Origin of the sequence: Psychrobacter sp. 1Y11 (genome assembly GCF_052259045.1) — a bacterium.
GTDB lineage: Bacteria > Pseudomonadota > Gammaproteobacteria > Pseudomonadales > Moraxellaceae > Psychrobacter.
The window spans coordinates 135,605-152,738 of the sequence record NZ_JBQQER010000005.1 but is presented as its reverse complement, the minus strand read 5'-3'; the positions used below and the strand labels follow the sequence as shown (position 1 = coordinate 152,738).

Sequence of the window (17,134 nt, the reverse complement as noted above, 5' to 3'; positions counted from 1 at the left end):
CTTTAACTAATTATGATACCGACTATGCCAGATAATTCTAATAACGAGTCAGACCTTTATCGTTCCACCCAGTCTTATGAGCATCTCATTACAGAGCGCCACGCTTTGTTAAAGCCGCATACTCATCACCCCTACCAGCTGGGCGCTAGCCTATACATGCCAGCAACTCGGCAAGATATTTGGCAGGTGATTAAGCGGGAAAAATTATCGACAATTAATAGTATTATTATCTGTGTTGAGGACGCAGTTAGCCATGACGATGTGGAGCTAGCATTAGAGAGATTACAGGAGCTGCTCAACACTTGGGCGGCGCATATTGATAGTATCAATGATCCTTCAAAACCTGAAAACACTAAGCAAGAGCAGCCCACGCGGCCGTTAGTGTTTGTGCGTCCGCGTAATCCGATGATGCTACAAAAACTAGCGCATTATAAGCATATTGAGCTGCTCGATGGTTTTGTCATGCCAAAAGTTGATATGTGTAGCTTGTCGAATTGGCGCATGGCTTGTCAGAACCTCAGCACCGACCAATTGCTGATGCCGACTCTGGAGACTGCCGCACTGTTTAATCCGCATCATAATCAAGAGTTGGCTATTGGCTTTAAAGAAGCATTTAGCCAGCCTGTTTTTGCCTTGCGTATTGGCGGGAATGATCTATTTGCCGCGCTACGTCTGCGCCGCCCAAAAAATAGCATTGTCTATGATACTCCTATTGGTACTTTGGCTTATCAGCTGCTAGGCTGCTTTGTGCCGCATGGCTTTTATCTCACAGCGCCCGTCTTTGAATACTTAGATCAGCCCACGCTATTTATGCAAGAATTAACGCGTGATGTCAGCTTGGGCTTAGTGGGCAAAACTGTCATTCACCCAAGTCAAATCGCGCTAGTACAGCAAGCGTATTGCGTACCGGCAACTACTTTAGATGAGGCGCAAGCGATACTGCATACTGAGGCCAAAGCTGTATTTAAGTACAACAATACTATGTTAGAGCCGGCCACGCATCGCGCTTGGGCTACAGAGATTATCAACCGTGCCAAAGTATTTGGCACTATTAATAATGATAATACTGACTATAGCTCACGACTGTAATTGGCTCCGATTAACTGCTTAGAATCATTAAGATTCGCTATAAAAAAACCCAGAAGCCGCTATCCTCTCGATAAACTGACCCCCATAAGTTGGACACAACTTTGGGGGTTATTGTATGAAATACGACATAGACTTTAAGGCTAAACTCTACTCATTAATACCAGCCTTCAATCCTATCCAAAAACTCACCTAATACTCTATTGACTTGCTCAGGCTCTTCAACAGTTGACGTATGACCTGCGCCTTTAATCACCGCAAGCTTGGAGCCATCAATAGCAAAATGCATGCGCTCAGACTTGTCATAAGGCGTCGCCGCATCTTCATCACCGACGATGATTAAAGTTGGCGTCTGGATGCTGCCTAATTGCTCATAAACTCCTTTGCGCTCGATTACGCCCGTTGTCGCCTTAACCGTGCCCCCTTTGCGATTACTCTGCAGCATAGATAACCATTCTTTTCGATCGGCCTTGCGCTCTTTGGCTGCCAAGAAAGTGTTGCCAAACATAATTGGCATCACCTTTTGACTGACGCGCTTCATCCCAAGCCAGCGAATCGCTTTCATTAGTTTACGATACTGAGGCACGTTTTTGGGATCTTCGGCATCTGCAGAGGTCTCAAGCAACGATAGTGACAATAAGCGCTCAGGATGGTTTATCGCGATACGCTGCGCGACAAACCCGCCCATAGATAAGCCAACAAAGTGACACTTATCGATATCTAGCGCGTCAAGCAAGCCGATAGTGTCTTTGGTTAAATTATCCATATCATAGCCGTCTTTGGTAATCTGCGACTGCCCTTGCCCACGAAAATCAAAGGTGATACAGCGATAGTCCTTTTTAAAATGTTCAACTTGTTTGTCATACATTCTACCGCTCCAAAGCAGGCCGTGAGCGAAGACGATTACGGGCTTTTGATGATCATTGGGCGCGCTGTCTTCATAATAAATGTCGGCATTATTTACTGTAATCGTTGGCATAACTCTTCCTTGTTTATGTGAATGACTATTGAATCTATATGTAAATCTGTACGAATGCTTAAACGAGCATATTATTATGTCTAACTTCGTATAATTAGCATAATTTACAACTCCTAAATTTAGTAGTGATATTTGTAAATAGCAGCTTGCATCTGCTACTAAAGATGGCGCAAAGGTACACCAAATCAGATTTTAGAGCGCCCGCTAACCTGCTATAGTAACTAACATTGGACTATTTATTAGCTAGCTTTCTAAACCCTAACTATTAAAAGGATGACCCTTATGTCACAAGCGCTTGTCGATTATCAAGTAACTAACCACATCGCCACTATCACCATGAACGACCCCAAAACCCTAAATGCCTTTAGTACGCCGTTGAAAGGTGCCATTATGGAAGCACTCGATCAGGCAGATAAAGATAATGAAGTACGCGTTATCGTCTTGCAAGGCGGCGGTGGTAACTTCTCAAGCGGCGGTCATATCGGCGAGATGCTAGAGAACGGTATGGAGTCTGAAGCTCTAGTCGCTAAGCTTGATTTTATGCTGCGCGAAGTCGCTGAGGTCAGCCTTAAATTGCGTAATATTCATAAGCCCATCATCGCCAAATTAGAAGGCGCAGTGGCTGGCGCGGGTATGAACTTAGCGCTGACTTGTGACTTTCGTATTGCAAGTGACAATGCCAAATTTGTGCAAGCCTTTGTCAATATCGGCCTCATACCCGATGCAGGCGGTATTTATTTATTAAATCAATTAGTTGGCGCGGCCAAAACGACCGAGCTGGTCATGCTCGGCGATAAGCTCAAAGCCGATGATGTCGCAAGGTTAGACTTAGTCAATAAAGTCGTCAGCGCCGAGGAGCTTGACAATGAGGTTAGCGGCCTAGCCATGCGCTTAAGTCAACTACCGGGTAAGGCGCTGGCCTCTATGAAGCATATGATCAATATTCATGCATTCTCAGGACTTAACGAAGCGTTAGGGATGGAAGTCGAGCAACAAAATATGATGGCTCAAACCGATGATTTCAAAGAAGGGATTACGGCGTTTATGGAGAAGCGCAAGCCGGTTTATCAGGGTAAATAACTCACTTACACCAATGTTTTTTTGAGTAATAAAAAAGGCTGCCATTAGGCAGTCTTCTTTGGATAGGTCCATATAGAAAATCTATATCAATATGAGTAATATATTTACTTATTGAGCCGCAGTGTTCTTATAGTGATGCGGTAAAGTAAATATCTTGTCAAAACACAAAGTAAAGATAAACGTATAAACCAAGAAAAACAGCAGTAACGCCACCTCCATCACAAAGGCTGTCATCAAGCCCACATCATACCAAACCATATACAGCGGCAAGCAAATCAACACCAAGCCACCTTCAAATCCTAATGCATGCATACTGCGGATGAATAAGGTACGCTTTGCCACATGCTTGCGACGTTCCCACGCTTCAAATGCCGTATTGTAGAGAAAGTTCCAGATGACCGCTGCCAATGACACCATCACCGCGACTGGTAAAGACTCTGCCGCATCGCTACCGCTAAGCTTCATCAATACATAAGTGGACGAGATAATAGCGATAATTTCAAAGACAGTCACATAGACGATACGACGTTTGATGGGGGACAAGGTAATCAACCAAGACTCCAAAGCACATGTAGTGCATAAAAAGTATCGGTCCGTCCCGAGATATGAAAAGTAAAAAAAAGTGCAGAGCCACGGTTTCCGCCTGCTTCTATATTATACCTAATGTAGCGTAGAAAATCAGCCACTGTACTTAAAACGAAAAACCCCGCATCATTGTGATACGGGGTTCTATTTATATAAAAGCGGTAAAACTTAAAAACGCTTCATTATAAAGATTAAGTCAACTGAGCAACATTAATCTTATCCGCTTCTTCGGTATACTCTTCCATACGATCGAAGTTCATGTATTGATACACTTCATCACCCATGCTGTTAAGCATGCCAGCATACTGCTGATACTCGTCGTTGGTTGGCAGTTTACCCAGTACTGCGGCGACCGCAGCAAGCTCAGCTGACGCGAGATAAACGTTCGCGCCTTGACCGAGACGGTTCGGGAAGTTACGGGTAGACGTCGATACCGCAGTAGACTTCGGTGCGATACGTGCTTGGTTACCCATACATAGTGAGCAGCCTGGCATCTCAGTACGAGCGCCGGCTTGAGCGTAGATGTTGTAATAACCTTCTTCCATCAACTGGCGCGCATCCATCTTAGTTGGCGGCGCGATCCATAGACGCGTCTTCAGGCTACCTGCTGGTACGTCTTGTAGTAGTTTACCGGCAGCACGGAAGTGACCGATGTTGGTCATACATGAACCAATGAATACTTCATCAATGGTATCACCAGCGACGTCAGCCAATGTTTTAGCATCGTCTGGATCGTTCGGGCAGCAAAGAATTGGCTCTTTGATCTCGCTCATATCAATAGTCATATCGATGGCGTATTCTGCATCAGCATCAGCACGCATCAGGCTTGGGTTAGCCAACCACTCTTGCATTTGCTCGATACGACGACTAATCGTACGCGCATCGCCATAGCCTTCACTAATCATCCACTTAAGAAGGGTGATGTTTGAGTTTAGATACTCAGTTACCGACTCTTCAGATAGCGTGATGGTACAGCCCGCTGCACTGCGCTCAGCTGAGGCATCAGATAGCTCAAACGCTTGCTCAGCCGTTAGGTCTTCTAGACCTTCGATCTCAAGGATACGGCCGTTGAACTCGTTGATTTTGCCTTTTTTATCGACCGTCAAGTAGCCTTCTTTGATCGCTTGATAAGGAATGGCATGGACTAAGTCACGCAAGGTGATACCAGGCTGACGCTCACCAACGAAGCGCACACGGACAGATTCCGGCATATCAAGTGGCATAACACCAGTCGCGGCAGCGAAGGCTACCAGACCAGAACCGGCTGGGAACGAGATACCCATTGGGAAACGCGTGTGCGAGTCACCGCCCGTACCAACGGTATCTGGAAGTAGCATACGGTTGAGCCAGCTGTGAATGATACCATCACCTGGACGTAAGCTGACGCCGCCACGGTTCATGATAAAGTCAGGTAGTGTGTGCTGAGTCTCAACGTCAACTGGCTTTGGATAAGCAGCGGTATGACAGAATGACTGCATGACGAGATCCGCTTGGAAGCCCAAACATGCCAAGTCTTTTAGCTCATCACGGGTCATTGGACCTGTGGTGTCCTGAGAGCCAACGGTAGTCATCTTCGGTTCACAGTACATGCCTGGGCGTACGCCTTCTAGGCCACAAGCTTTACCGACCATTTTTTGTGCAAGGGTAAAGCCTTTACCCGTATCAGCTGGCTCTTCTGGCTTAGCAAATACGTCTGAATGACCAAGACCCATGTACTCACGCGCACGGTTGGTGAGACCACGACCAACAATTAATGGAATGCGGCCACCAGCGCGAACTTCATCAAGCAATGTTGGTGAGTTTAGTTTGAATTCAGAGATGACTTCCTCTGAGTCATGCTTAGTGATTTTGCCGTCATGTGGATAGATATCAAACACATCGCCCATGTTTAGGTTATCAACCGCGACTTTTTCAATTGGCAAGGCGCCTGAGTCTTCCATAGTATTAAAGAAGATCGGTGCGATATTGTTACCGAGTACCAGACCGCCGCCGCGTTTGTTGGGTACGTTCGGGATGTCTTCGCCCATCAGCCATAGCACTGAGTTGGTCGCAGACTTACGGCTTGAGCCGGTACCGACGACGTCACCAACGTACGCAAGTGGATGGCCTTTTTCTTTCAATTCTTCGATCTGCTTCATTGGGCCAACAACGCCTTCTTCGTCAGCAGTGATGCCGTCGCGAGAGTTTTTGTGCATGGCTAGCGAGTGCAATGGAATATCAGGACGGCTCCACGCGTCTTGTGCAGGTGACAAGTCATCCGTGTTGGTCTCGCCGGTGACTTTAAACGTCGTGTAAGTCGATTTCTGTGGTACTTCTGGACGGCCTGTGAACCATTCAGCATCGGCCCAAGATTGGATGACTTCTTTGGCAATGTTGTTGCCCGCTTCGGCTTTTTCAGTGACGTCGTTAAACGCGTCAAATACTAGCAAAGTCTTTTTCAATGCTTCCGCTGCGTCTTGTGCGACATCAGAGTCGTCTAATGCAGCAACTAATGGCTGTACGTTATAGCCACCTTGCATGGTACCTAAGATTTCTACTGCTTTTTTCTTGTCGATAAGTGGTGAGCTCGCTTCACCTTTTACAATAGCGGCTAAAAAAGCAGCTTTTACATAAGCGGCTTGATCCACACCCGCTGGAATGCGGTTTTCTAGCAGATTCATCAAGAACTCATCTTCACCCGCTGGTGGGGTTTTTAATAGTTCAACCAATTCTGCTACCTGCTTTTCATTTAGTGGAAGCGGTACAGTTCCTAGCTCAGCACGTTCTTCGACATGTTTACGATAAGCTTCTAACACAATAATTGTCCTCGTAGTTGGGCTAGCACATTGCGTGAGTAGTCAGAATGACTGCCGGCGTAGATGCACTATAGGAAATAATTAAGGGAATGTGGTCATTGAAATTTTTGTGCTGCAATGATAGCTTAAAACGCTCAAAAAGTTAATGGCTTAGGCTGCAAAAGGCGTAGAATCAAGCCATATTCAATATTTATTATAAAAATAGTAGTCGCTATTAGAGTAAATACCAGACATATATGTTCAATAATTATGAGAACTCATTGTTTTACGTTGAATATTATCAAAGTTGACTCAATGAACGAGTCTGATTGAATTTTAAAAATTAAGGATAATAAGATGAGCAATAATAATGATGACCTTTCAAACTATGAAAAGGGCCTAAAGGTGCGTACTGAGGTCATGGGTGAGGCGCACGTTAAGCGTTCTCTCGATGCCGCCACGGCCTTTACTCAGCCCTTGCAAGACTGGATCATTGAGCACGCTTGGGGCACGACATGGCAAGATGACAACGTCTTACCGCGTAAGTATCGCTCTTTAATTACCTTAGGTTTTTTGGTTGCACAAAAGAGTCCGACCGAGCTAAAAGGTCATATACGCGGCGCTATTAATAACGGTGCAAGTCCCCTTGAGATTCGCGAAGTGCTGATGCACAGCCTACCCTACTGCGGCGCGCCTGCCACCCAAGAAGCGTTTCGCGCTGCTATCGAAGTATTTAATGAGATGGGCATTAATTTAGAGAAATAGCTCTTTCACAAGCCTTGCCTTTGCTTGAAACATTATATAAAAACCCAAGCAAATCTCTGCTATAATTATGCCATTGCCAAACCCTTCTAATCATGACTAAAACCCTTATTTTTAAAGACTTATTCATTATTAAAGACTTAAAGGTATAAAGGGTTAAGAGATAAGTTGATTATGACTATTGCCGTACAAACCCATGTTCCTGCACCAAGAGTAAAACCCAAAAAAGCCATTCAAGGCGAAAAGCTACGTGGCTACGATAAAGTTGCTCGTATCCCAATTAAGGTTATCCCAACCGTCGAGGCAAAAAAAAAGCCGGATTGGATTCGAGTAAAAATGTCCTCCCCTGCCGAGGTAGCGCGCATCAAAGCCAAGCTGCGTGAGCAAAAGCTCTACACCGTTTGCGAAGAAGCCGCTTGCCCGAATCTTGCGCAGTGCTTTGGTGACGGCACCGCAACCTTTATGATTATGGGCGATATATGTACTCGCCGTTGCCCGTTTTGTGATGTCGGTCATGGTCGCCCCAACGAGCTCGATAAAGATGAGCCGCGTCATACTGCTGAGACTATTCAAGGGCTTGAGCTTAAATATGCGGTAATCACTTCTGTGGATCGTGATGATCTAAAAGATGGCGGTGCCAATCATTTTGTAGAAGTACTCAATGAATCACGAGCGCTGAGTCCAAATTGCTTGATCGAGATCTTAGTCCCTGATTTCCGTGGCCGTATGGATGTTGCGTTAGATTTATTAACCGAAACCGCACCCGACGTTTTTAATCATAATATCGAAACGGTACCGCGTCTGTATAAAGCTTTCCGTCCTGGTTCTGATTATCAACACTCGCTTGATTTGCTAAAGATCTATAAAGAGCGTCGTCCTGATATCGCCACCAAATGCGGCTTTATGGTCGGACTTGGTGAGACCGAAGAAGAGGTTTATGCGTTACTTGACGATCTCAAAGCGCACGATGTCGATATGATTACCGTCGGTCAATACTTGCAGCCAAGTAAGAACCACGCACCAGTCGATCGTTATGTGCATCCTGATGAGTTTCAGCGCTATATGGATTATGGCAAAAAGATTGGTTTCTTTAGCATTTGGGCGGGCCCAATGGTACGCTCAAGCTACTTTGCCGATCGTCAGTACTACGGTGAGGATTGCCCTGCGCCTATTCGTAGTAAAAAAGCGCTCGAAGCTGAAGGTAAGCTTGGCTGCTAAAATAGCTATAAATTGAAACAAAAAGGAGACCCATTACGGTCTCTTTTTTTATAATTGTCTGTATAAACGCTACTCAAAGCGCATACACTCGCAGATTAATGTAGTGCTATATTGGTATCAATAAAAAATACCAACGCCTACTTTAAAAACTCATAAAAAAGGATTAACCCATGAGCCAAGAATTCACGCCGCAAGAAGGCTCTTGCTCCTGCTATAGCAATACTTATACCATTAACCATGCTCCTATGGCGCGCTTTATCTGCCACTGTACTATCTGTCAGGATTATACCGGTAAGGCTTATAATGATGTTACGGTTTTACTTAAGTCAGATCTTAGCGAATTAGAGATAGATAAAACACGCTTTCGTAGCTGGAAACTACCGCCGAATATCAGCCGTGGATTATGCAAACGCTGTCATAAGCCAAGTATAGAGACGGCTGTGGGCGGTAATCTTGTGTTAATTCCTACCGATAATTATCCTAATAAAGCGGCGTTGCCTGAGCCGACTATGCATTTGTTTTATAATCGCCGTATTAGGGACGTAGAGGATGATTTACCGAAATATGAGGGCTTTGTGCAGAGTCAAACTATGGTGGTTAAGGAGCTGGCTCAAGGAATGTATAAAAGAGTTACGAGAAGCTAATGGTTATCTCTAAACGCTAGGTTTAGTATTTTAAGCGCTGTTTTATTTTAAAAGACAAACGCTACTAATAGTCAAAACTATTCGTTTCTTTAACTCCTCCATCTGGGACTAATATGATTTCAACCTTAGTAGAAGACGCCGGCCATTTATCCGCTGACATAGCCATCATCGGCGGTAGCGGCTTATATCAAATGCAAGACTTAATCAATAAACGCAACGTTAGTATATCAACGCCTTACGGTAAACCTTCTGACGATATAGTCTTAGGAGAGCTGGGCGACGTAACCGTTGCTTTTTTGACCCGCCATGGTCAAGGGCATAAATTCACCCCTTCTAAAGTGCCCTACCGCGCTAATATCTATGCACTAAAAACCCTAGGCGTGCGTTATGTGATTTCAGTCTCGGCAGTGGGCTCACTACAAGAACACCTCAAACCGTTAGATATGGTCATCCCTGATCAAATGATCGATATGACTAAGCATCGTGCTAGCACTTACTTTGGTAAGGGTGCGGTGGCGCATGTAGCGATGGCAGATCCCTTGTGCCCTGCTGTCAGTGAGGTGCTCAATCGCGCGTATGCTCAAGCGAGTATCCATGAAGGACAATGTCATGAGAAAGCGACTTACGTCTGTATCGAAGGACCACAATTCTCTACTCGCGCTGAGTCGCAGTGGTATCGCCAAATGAATGCCGACATCATTGGCATGACGAATATGCCAGAGGCTAAGCTTGCGCGTGAAGCGAGCATGGCTTACGCAACGCTGGCGCTAGTAACAGATTTTGACTCATGGCACCCAAACGAGGAAGATGTCAGCGCCGATTACGCGATCCAAAACCTGATGAAAAATGCCGATAACGCGCAGCAAGTTGTCAAACAAGCTGTGGCTTTACTCGCCAGCGAACAGCCCGACTCTATTGCTCATACGGCTTTAGCGCAAGCGTTAGTAACGCCAGTTGAAGCGATGAGCGAGGAGACTAAGACGAAGCTTAGTGCGTTATTGCCTTAACTATGATGGTTTTCTAAACAGGAAAAGCCATCAAATAGTTAATGGCTTTTTAGTCGTTGTAGGCTGTAGCTTTATAACCATCAAGCCAACCTCTAGGTAAATACTGCAAATCTTTAGGTTCATCGATATCAGGCAAAGGCTTCATACGCGCTAATGACCAGCGCAAATCTTTAATGCGCTGCTCGGTTACTGCGGCAACATCGCTGACGCTCCATGTCATGTTTGAAAACAGCTGCGCGTTTACTTGTTTAAAGCCAAGCAAAACATAGCCGCCATCAAAGGCTGGAATCAGCGTTATATCATGTTGCTCAAGTTGCTTCGCGGCATCTTTAATCCGCTCAGCAGTTAAATCAGGACAATCACTGCCTATTAAAAGCACCTGTTCGAAATTATCTAGCGCATTCTGACTGGCGCTTAGCATACGCATACCTAAATCACCATCCGCTTGCGCTGACCACAGCAATGATTTAGGTAAATCTAGCGTTTGCCAACAGGGATCGCTTGGTGCCGGACTGACGTTTAGCTCAACCGCAAATCCCGTTGCTAGCGCTTGCTCAACGCTATGTAAAAGTAGTTTACATGCCATCATCGCCGCGCCTTCACTACCAAGCGCGGGTTGTAGCCGGGTTTTTGCTTTACCCTTAGCTGGAAATTTAGCGAATAGGATAATACAAGTTTGTGATTTTTGAGTCATATTAAAAGTTTTCTATTATTTATAATAACGTTGTCTAATATTATCCGCTGATATGCCGCGCCAATAATCAAAGCGCAGCTGCCACATGAGAATAATGGTCCGCCACGTACCATGCTGCTGCCAACGCCTTGCTGAAGTTATCACCTTAGTTTTTAGACAAGCAGGTTTGGCAATTGCTTTAAGCTGTTTACACAGCTCGACATCTTCCATCAAGCCTTGCTTAGGATAGCCACCGACTTGCTCAAACAGAGTACGTTTGATGAAAATAGCTTGATCGCCAGTTGCAATGCTAGTGAACCGTGAGCGCCAATTCATCATTTGACTGACTAGCCAAAGCATCGGCTGGCGACTATTTAACTTGACATCAAAACGTCCCCACTCTGAGTTTTTTATAGCGGTCATCACTTCATATATAGCTTGAGTTGGTAGCTTAGTATCGGCATGCAAAAATAATAAGATGTCACTGGTGGCTAACGCTGCACCTGTATTCATTTGCACAGCGCGCCCTGCTTCGGACTCAATAACTTGCCAGTTGATAGCTAAGTCGATGGATGATTTATTATCAGCCTTTAACGCTTTGATAATATCTTGAGCAATAACGATAGAATAATCGTTTGAGCCACCATCAACCAAGATCACTTGCTGCGGGGCTGGATTGAGACTATAAATACTGGCAAACAAATAAGGCAGATTATCTGCCTCATTGAGTATAGGGATAATGATAGTAACGTTAGCAATAGCCGTCATAGTTAGCCGTACTCTTACTTTTGCTTATTATTGCCATTATTTTTTGTTCAAATTCCAATTATAATCGGTATAGCTAATCTTAGTTTTGCCATTTTTTAAATCAGCCGTTTGTGATTTATTGAGACCTAAGGAGGAATTATAGCGAGCCAAAAATCCTTCTAAATCTTTGGTACCGCGCCAATTGCTCTCAAAGTCTTCTTTATACCATTTAAAAATTGGCGATACCTCAAGCGTATTACCTTTGAGTCTATTGCGACTGCTATCGGCGAGGAATTTACTGGTGACTTGCTCCAACTGCTTATCCAGTTTACTACCCGTATAAGCATCGTCCAATAATGCAGGACAACCAATGCTTGCACAGTTTACCGCAAAGTGAATACGCGGTTCGTTATAACGCCCAGAGCCGCGAATCAGGTTGTGCTCAATATCATCAAGCGAGCGTTTTTTACCCAGTACGGTGACAAAATCTTGCTTCCAAGGCGAGCTAAAAATCCCGCCAATATCTTTAATCGATTTGATATTAGGATATTTGGTTAGCACTAAATCTACGGTGCCTGCGTTATAGACGTTGATTAAAAAGGCTAATTGCTCATCCTTACTCCAACGGTTGAACTGTGCTTGACTGACTTTGCCAATCGCTGCCAGGTAGCTATCAAGCTTAGCTTGATCCGCTTTCATAGCGTTATAATTAACGACTGAGGCTTTGCCTCCATTGGTCATCGTGACGTTTTTATTTAACAAACTGTCCCAAGCGCTATGATTAAAGTCGGCATAGCTTGCCATGCTAGCCAATAATATTGAAGTCGCGACTGCTGTCTTAGTTAATAAACGCTTGCTTGAAAAACTAATAGTGCTTTTAAATAAGCTCATATTTAACTCCGTTTAAATCGATGATATTTCTCTACCCATTTGAGTAAAGTCTCTGGGGCATGATTACGCTTCCACTCGCCCGCTACATATTTATTGGCTTCACTCATCGTGGGATAAGTATGAATCGTGCCGAGTACTTTATTGAGTCCAAGGTTATGTTTCATCGCCAGCACGTATTCTGCTAGCAGCTCGCCAGCATTATGGCCGACGATAGTCACGCCTAGTATTTTGTCTTTATTAGGCACGGTCAAAACTTTTACCCAACCTGTCGCTTGGCTTTCGGTGACCGCGCGATCAAGGTCACTAATATCATAGCGAGTTACTTCAAACTCAGTACCCTGCTCATTGGCTTCAGTTTCACTAAGACCAACCCGAGCGATCTCAGGATCGATAAAGGTCACCCAAGGAATCACGCGATAATCCGCTTTAAACTTCTTAAGACCGCCAAACAATGCGTTGACCGCTGCATACCAAGCTTGATGCGAGGCCACATGGGTGAACTGATAAGGGCCTGCAACATCACCCGCTGCTAAGATATTAGGGAATTTGGTTTGTAGGTAGTCATTGGTAACGATAGTGCCTTCAGTATCTATGCCTAGATTCTCAAGGCCATAGCCTGTGGTACGAGCCTCACGACCGACCGCCAGTATCAAAGCATCAAACTCCAGAGTACTCTCTACTCCTTGCTTGTCTTTTACTGTCAAAGTTTGTACTGAACACTCTTTATTAACACCACTATCGCGTGTGAAACGTACCGCATTGTGATTAAGTAGCACTTGTACGCCATCGGCCTCTAGACATTCTTTGGCATAGTCAGCTACCTCTTGATCTTCCTTATTAAGCAGCTGCGCACCACGTTGAACTTGAGTCACATTTGAGCCCAGCCGAGCAAAAGCTTGTGACAATTCACAACCAATAGGCCCACCGCCGATAATGACTAAGCGCTCAGGCGGCGAGGATTGATGGCTGAGTTTCTCCCATAAATTATCACTGGTGAGATAATCAACGGTCTCTAAACCGTCAATCGGCGGTATAAAAGGTCGGCTACCGGCAGCGATGATAATATTGCGCGTGGTAAGGCGCTGTACTTGACCATCGTTATCTTTAACCTCAACCGTCCACGGATCAATGATAGTGGCGTAGCCTTTGATCACATCAACGCCAAGACCTGTATAACGCTCGACACTATCATTGGGCTCAATTTTTTTGATCACTTGCTGGATACGGCTCATAACGGCTTTGAAGTTGTAGTCGACTTCGACGTTTTGTAGACCAAACTCTTCAGCATGACGCATGTTGTGCGCCACTTTTGCGCTTTTAATCAGCGATTTGCTCGGCACGCAGCCATAGTTTAGACAGTCACCGCCCATCTTATTGGCTTCAATCAACGTAACTTTAGCCTTTACCGTAGCGGCGATATAAGAAGACACCAGTCCGCCTGCTCCCGCGCCGATCACTACCATATTACGATCAAAGGTCTTAGGCTTATTCCAACCTTTATAAACTTGGCGAGCTTTGTACCAATCGAGTGCTTTTTTGGCTAATAAGGGAAATATCGCCAGTAACGCAAATGAGCCCAATAACGCTGGGGAGATAATATCTCCAAGGCTTTCAATTTGCGCAAGTTGCACGCCAGCGTTGACGTAGACAAAAGTCCCTGCCAGCATGCCTATTTGACTAACCCAATAATAAGTCCACGCCTTGATAGTGGTTAAACCCATCAAGATATTGACGATGAAAAAGGGAAACAATGGCAATAGACGCAAAGTAAATAAGTAAAAGCCGCCGTCCTTTTCTATACCTGCATTGATACTTTTGAGCTTATTAGCAAACTTACTTTGGAAGCTATCTCGTAGTAGATAACGAGAAGCAAGAAAAGCAAATAGCGCGCCAATGCTAGAAGCAAAGGAAGCTAATAATAGCCCCCACCAAAGACCAAACAAGGCTCCCGCGAGCAAAGTCATGATAGCCGCGCCTGGCAATGAGAATGCGGCGACTAATATATAGGCTAAAAAGAATAACCCGCCTACTAATAGTGGCGACTGGTTGCGCCACTCATAGAACTGTCCTAAGCGCGACTGAATACCCTCTAGGGTCAATAAATCATCGAAACCAAAGAAGAAGAAACCAGCGATGACTAAGATAACCACGAGGACAATTAAAATCTTTTTCATAAGCTAATATTGTCCTGTGTAGACGGAATAAAGCGAGTGTAGTAAAAGTAAATTACAAAATTTATAAGGTATCTATTTAACAACTTTAAACCGCCGAATCTACAATTTTATCGTCTTGTTTATGTTCTTGGCCTTCCTCTTCTAGCGCGCCGCCGCAGCTACTGCCTTGCCCTGCAGTACAGCCATAACAATGATCGCCGATAGCTATCGCGTCGCCTGTAGAGTCTTCAGTAAGCAGATCACGTAGATGTCGACGTGACTTATTGGGTACGGGCATCTCAAGTTGCTGATTAAAGTCGCAGTCAAACAGCTCACCTAACCAGTTGACACTGATGGTCGAGCGACACATGACTTCTTTTAAATTATCAGCGTCGTAATTATCTTTGAGCAGATCCATATAAGGGTGAAACTCGTTTTTGGCTAACAATACCGCGCCAAAACGCTGAATCGGCATATTAGTTAGCGCAAACAGTTGATTAAACTCGATATCAAAATGTTCTTTGAGCTCACGCTTATAATCAGCTTCGAGCATCTGTTGATTGGGGGGTAATGTCGCGCCTTGGGGGTTATATACTAGATTCAAAGTCAAGCCTGTATCAGCACGTCCATAGCCTAAAGTGTTTAGCTTGTGAAGACCCAAGATACTATCATCAAACGCGCCTTTGCCGCGCTGCTTATCAACGTTCTCTAATGAATAACAAGGTAGTGATGCCACAACTTCAACGTCATTATCCGCCAAGAACTGCGCCATGTCCTCAAAACCCTCTTCCATCAAAATCGTTAGATTACAGCGATCAATAACTTTAACCCCTAAGGCGCGAGCTTCTTTTACTAGGTATTTGAAATCTTCATGCATCTCTGGCGCGCCGCCTGTGAGATCAAGCGTATCTATCTCTTGCGCTTGTAATACTTCTAATATCAGCTCAACTAACTCGCGTGACATCATCTCAGTACGATAAGGACTGGCAGCTACATGACAATGGACGCAAGACATATTGCATAGATAGCCCATATTGACTTGCAATGTCGTCAGCTTACGCCTCTTAATCGCAGGAAAGTCCGTATGTTCAAGCAGTTCAATAGTTGATTTCATAGCGTGTGGCCTTTGGATGATGATCGTTTTAATCTTTAGTATTTGCTGCGTATACAAGCAGAATATAGGAAAACTTTAAAGATAAATAGCTTTTTTGAGTGATAACTCATTTATTATTACACTATTTAATTTTTCTATTGTGACGCGGGGTGATAGTCAGTGTAACTAAACAATCAATGGCAGCTAAACTATTGTTTCGTAAATCGGTATTGCTGATATCATTACTACAAACTCTACTTATAAGAGTTAACAAAACGCTTGTCGATATAACGTTTGAGCCACCAGACCCAGCGTCCTTCTACGCTAAAGCTACCCCAACTGCCGATAGCATATTTATCACCGCAAGCGAGCAAATACAAAGTGCGGTTTTTAGGTTGATAGCTTTTTAAATTATCCCCTGCTAAATAGGCCAGTAAGTTATCGGCTTCCACTTTGCCACCAAATACCGCATGCACGCCTGAATGTGCCATCTCTCGATCCACGCGAGTCGCCACGTCACCTACGGCAAAGACATTGTCATGCGAGATACTTTGCTGTTTATCATTGACCGCGATAAAACCTTCATCCACTGTAGCCAAATTAGTATGACCAGTCCAAGCAGAGCCTATCACTCCTGTAGCGGCGATGACCGCATCGGCAGCTAGCGTTTGCTGAGACATTATTAATTGCCCATCCGCTAAACTCTCAGCGCGCTCATAGATAATCTTAACATTGTGGCGCTGTAATTGTTTAATGACGCGAGAGCGAAAGCCTGCATCAAAGTCTGAGAGTAAATGCTCACTGCAGACTAGACAAGCTTGATGATTGGCATTAATTTGCTGTAAGGCAAACTGTGCTGCCATCACCAGCTCCGTTGCTGCCGCGCCCGCACCCACTACGGCAACTTTATAAGAGCTCGTTTGCTTAGCTTGCTTAAGGATCTGTTGCCACTGCTCGACGAAATTGAATATTGGTCGTACGGGAATGACTGTATTTTCTAAATATTCATCTGCTAGGGCATCAGTGTCAAGCCAAGTCATATCAGTATCAGCGCCCGTATTTAGCGATAGCATCTGATAATGAAAATGCTCTTTTTCAGCAGTAGTGACAATTTCTTTATCGGCATCGACGGCGACGATTGGTCGCTGTACTAGCGTCACGCGGGCGCGTTTGCACAGATCAGTAATGTTGATACTGATGTCGCGAAGGTCATAATGTCCTGCCATCCACCCGGGCAACATACCAGAATAAAGCGTCTGCGGCTGCTCAGTGATAATGCTTACCTCTATATCTTTTAGATCATCTAAGCGCTTATTTGCAAGCCGGCGTAGCAAGCCAATGTGTGCGTGCCCTGCTCCAGCGAGCAGTAGTTTTTTGGTAGGATGCTTTTTAGTCAGTAGCTTTTTCATTGTTTACGCTTTTATTAGAAGAGACCGCTGAGA

The 17,134-nt window shown here is 44.7% G+C and carries 15 protein-coding genes; 6 read left to right on the top strand and 9 right to left on the bottom strand.

Going from position 1 to position 17,134, the window contains the following annotated elements; genetic code table 11:
* Nucleotides 1-24 precede the first annotated feature (24 nt).
* Complete coding sequence (locus tag ACTXGJ_RS06285) at nt 25-1,089, top strand: HpcH/HpaI aldolase/citrate lyase family protein (RefSeq protein WP_439242572.1); 1,065 nt, start codon at nt 25-27, stop codon at nt 1,087-1,089.
* Nucleotides 1,090-1,243: 154 nt separating this feature from the next.
* On the opposite strand, the gene ACTXGJ_RS06280 is transcribed toward ACTXGJ_RS06285, so the two are convergent.
* Nucleotides 1,244-2,065 (bottom strand): alpha/beta fold hydrolase, encoded by an 822-nt coding sequence (locus tag ACTXGJ_RS06280; protein WP_443565392.1) that lies wholly within the window; start codon nt 2,063-2,065, stop codon nt 1,244-1,246.
* A gap of 282 nt (nt 2,066-2,347) precedes the next feature.
* Here ACTXGJ_RS06280 and ACTXGJ_RS06275 point away from each other — a divergent pair, with 282 nt between their 5' ends.
* Nucleotides 2,348-3,145, top strand: a complete 798-nt coding sequence (locus ACTXGJ_RS06275; RefSeq protein WP_443565391.1) for an enoyl-CoA hydratase/isomerase family protein — start codon at nt 2,348-2,350, stop codon at nt 3,143-3,145.
* Between the two features lie 108 nt (nt 3,146-3,253).
* Here the strand turns inward: ACTXGJ_RS06275 and ACTXGJ_RS06270 are convergent, their stop codons facing one another.
* Entirely contained in the window at nt 3,254-3,697 is a 444-nt protein-coding gene (locus tag ACTXGJ_RS06270; RefSeq protein ID WP_443565390.1) for a PACE efflux transporter, read from the bottom strand.
* 224 nt (nt 3,698-3,921) lie between these two features.
* A complete protein-coding gene (gene acnB / locus ACTXGJ_RS06265; protein ID WP_443565389.1) occupies nt 3,922-6,525 on the bottom strand; it encodes a bifunctional aconitate hydratase 2/2-methylisocitrate dehydratase in 2,604 nt (867 codons plus the stop codon).
* A gap of 336 nt (nt 6,526-6,861) precedes the next feature.
* Here acnB and ACTXGJ_RS06260 point away from each other — a divergent pair, with 336 nt between their 5' ends.
* From ACTXGJ_RS06260 to mtnP, 4 genes are all read left to right on the top strand, one after another.
* On the top strand, nt 6,862-7,269 hold the full coding sequence (locus ACTXGJ_RS06260) for a carboxymuconolactone decarboxylase family protein (protein WP_439242582.1): 408 nt from the start codon (nt 6,862-6,864) through the stop codon (nt 7,267-7,269).
* 171 nt (nt 7,270-7,440) lie between these two features.
* Entirely contained in the window at nt 7,441-8,484 is a 1,044-nt protein-coding gene (gene lipA, locus ACTXGJ_RS06255) for a lipoyl synthase (protein WP_439242584.1), read from the top strand.
* Nucleotides 8,485-8,654: 170 nt separating this feature from the next.
* Nucleotides 8,655-9,128 carry a GFA family protein gene (locus tag ACTXGJ_RS06250; RefSeq protein WP_443565388.1) on the top strand — a complete coding sequence of 158 codons (474 nt, stop codon included), beginning with the start codon at nt 8,655-8,657 and terminating at the stop codon, nt 9,126-9,128.
* A gap of 113 nt (nt 9,129-9,241) precedes the next feature.
* Entirely contained in the window at nt 9,242-10,135 is an 894-nt protein-coding gene (gene mtnP / locus ACTXGJ_RS06245) for an S-methyl-5'-thioadenosine phosphorylase (protein ID WP_443565387.1), read from the top strand.
* Nucleotides 10,136-10,184: 49 nt separating this feature from the next.
* Here the strand turns inward: mtnP and ACTXGJ_RS06240 are convergent, their stop codons facing one another.
* The 6 genes from ACTXGJ_RS06240 to ACTXGJ_RS06215 form a co-directional block, all read right to left on the bottom strand.
* Nucleotides 10,185-10,829 (bottom strand): TIGR04282 family arsenosugar biosynthesis glycosyltransferase, encoded by a 645-nt coding sequence (locus ACTXGJ_RS06240; protein WP_443565386.1) that lies wholly within the window; start codon nt 10,827-10,829, stop codon nt 10,185-10,187.
* Between the two features lie 15 nt (nt 10,830-10,844).
* Nucleotides 10,845-11,576, bottom strand: a complete 732-nt coding sequence (locus tag ACTXGJ_RS06235) for a TIGR04283 family arsenosugar biosynthesis glycosyltransferase (protein ID WP_443565385.1) — start codon at nt 11,574-11,576, stop codon at nt 10,845-10,847.
* 36 nt (nt 11,577-11,612) lie between these two features.
* Nucleotides 11,613-12,446, bottom strand: coding sequence for a DUF547 domain-containing protein (locus ACTXGJ_RS06230; RefSeq protein ID WP_443565384.1), 834 nt, complete (start codon nt 12,444-12,446; stop codon nt 11,613-11,615).
* Nucleotides 12,447-12,448: 2 nt separating this feature from the next.
* Nucleotides 12,449-14,620, bottom strand: a complete 2,172-nt coding sequence (locus tag ACTXGJ_RS06225) for an FAD-dependent oxidoreductase (protein ID WP_443565383.1) — start codon at nt 14,618-14,620, stop codon at nt 12,449-12,451.
* A gap of 85 nt (nt 14,621-14,705) precedes the next feature.
* Nucleotides 14,706-15,713: an arsenosugar biosynthesis radical SAM (seleno)protein ArsS gene (gene arsS / locus ACTXGJ_RS06220; RefSeq protein WP_439242598.1), complete on the bottom strand. Its 1,008-nt coding sequence runs from the start codon at nt 15,711-15,713 to the stop codon at nt 14,706-14,708.
* Nucleotides 15,714-15,946: 233 nt separating this feature from the next.
* Nucleotides 15,947-17,101 (bottom strand): FAD-dependent oxidoreductase, encoded by a 1,155-nt coding sequence (locus ACTXGJ_RS06215; RefSeq protein ID WP_443565382.1) that lies wholly within the window; start codon nt 17,099-17,101, stop codon nt 15,947-15,949.
* Between the last annotated feature and the right edge of the window lie 33 nt (nt 17,102-17,134).

What these genes read in the sequence shown, in the direction of transcription:
- ACTXGJ_RS06285 (WP_439242572.1), top strand. Translation starts at nt 25, where the DNA reads ATGCCAGATAATTCTAATAACGAGTCAGACCTTTATCGTTCCACCCAG.
- ACTXGJ_RS06280 (WP_443565392.1), bottom strand. Translation starts at nt 2,065, where the DNA reads ATGCCAACGATTACAGTAAATAATGCCGACATTTATTATGAAGACAGC.
- ACTXGJ_RS06275 (WP_443565391.1), top strand. Translation starts at nt 2,348, where the DNA reads ATGTCACAAGCGCTTGTCGATTATCAAGTAACTAACCACATCGCCACT.
- ACTXGJ_RS06260 (WP_439242582.1), top strand. Translation starts at nt 6,862, where the DNA reads ATGAGCAATAATAATGATGACCTTTCAAACTATGAAAAGGGCCTAAAG.
- lipA (WP_439242584.1), top strand. Translation starts at nt 7,441, where the DNA reads ATGACTATTGCCGTACAAACCCATGTTCCTGCACCAAGAGTAAAACCC.
- ACTXGJ_RS06250 (WP_443565388.1), top strand. Translation starts at nt 8,655, where the DNA reads ATGAGCCAAGAATTCACGCCGCAAGAAGGCTCTTGCTCCTGCTATAGC.
- mtnP (WP_443565387.1), top strand. Translation starts at nt 9,242, where the DNA reads ATGATTTCAACCTTAGTAGAAGACGCCGGCCATTTATCCGCTGACATA.
- ACTXGJ_RS06240 (WP_443565386.1), bottom strand. Translation starts at nt 10,829, where the DNA reads ATGACTCAAAAATCACAAACTTGTATTATCCTATTCGCTAAATTTCCA.
- ACTXGJ_RS06235 (WP_443565385.1), bottom strand. Translation starts at nt 11,576, where the DNA reads ATGACGGCTATTGCTAACGTTACTATCATTATCCCTATACTCAATGAG.
- ACTXGJ_RS06230 (WP_443565384.1), bottom strand. Translation starts at nt 12,446, where the DNA reads ATGAGCTTATTTAAAAGCACTATTAGTTTTTCAAGCAAGCGTTTATTA.
- ACTXGJ_RS06225 (WP_443565383.1), bottom strand. Translation starts at nt 14,620, where the DNA reads ATGAAAAAGATTTTAATTGTCCTCGTGGTTATCTTAGTCATCGCTGGT.
- arsS (WP_439242598.1), bottom strand. Translation starts at nt 15,713, where the DNA reads ATGAAATCAACTATTGAACTGCTTGAACATACGGACTTTCCTGCGATT.
- ACTXGJ_RS06215 (WP_443565382.1), bottom strand. Translation starts at nt 17,101, where the DNA reads ATGAAAAAGCTACTGACTAAAAAGCATCCTACCAAAAAACTACTGCTC.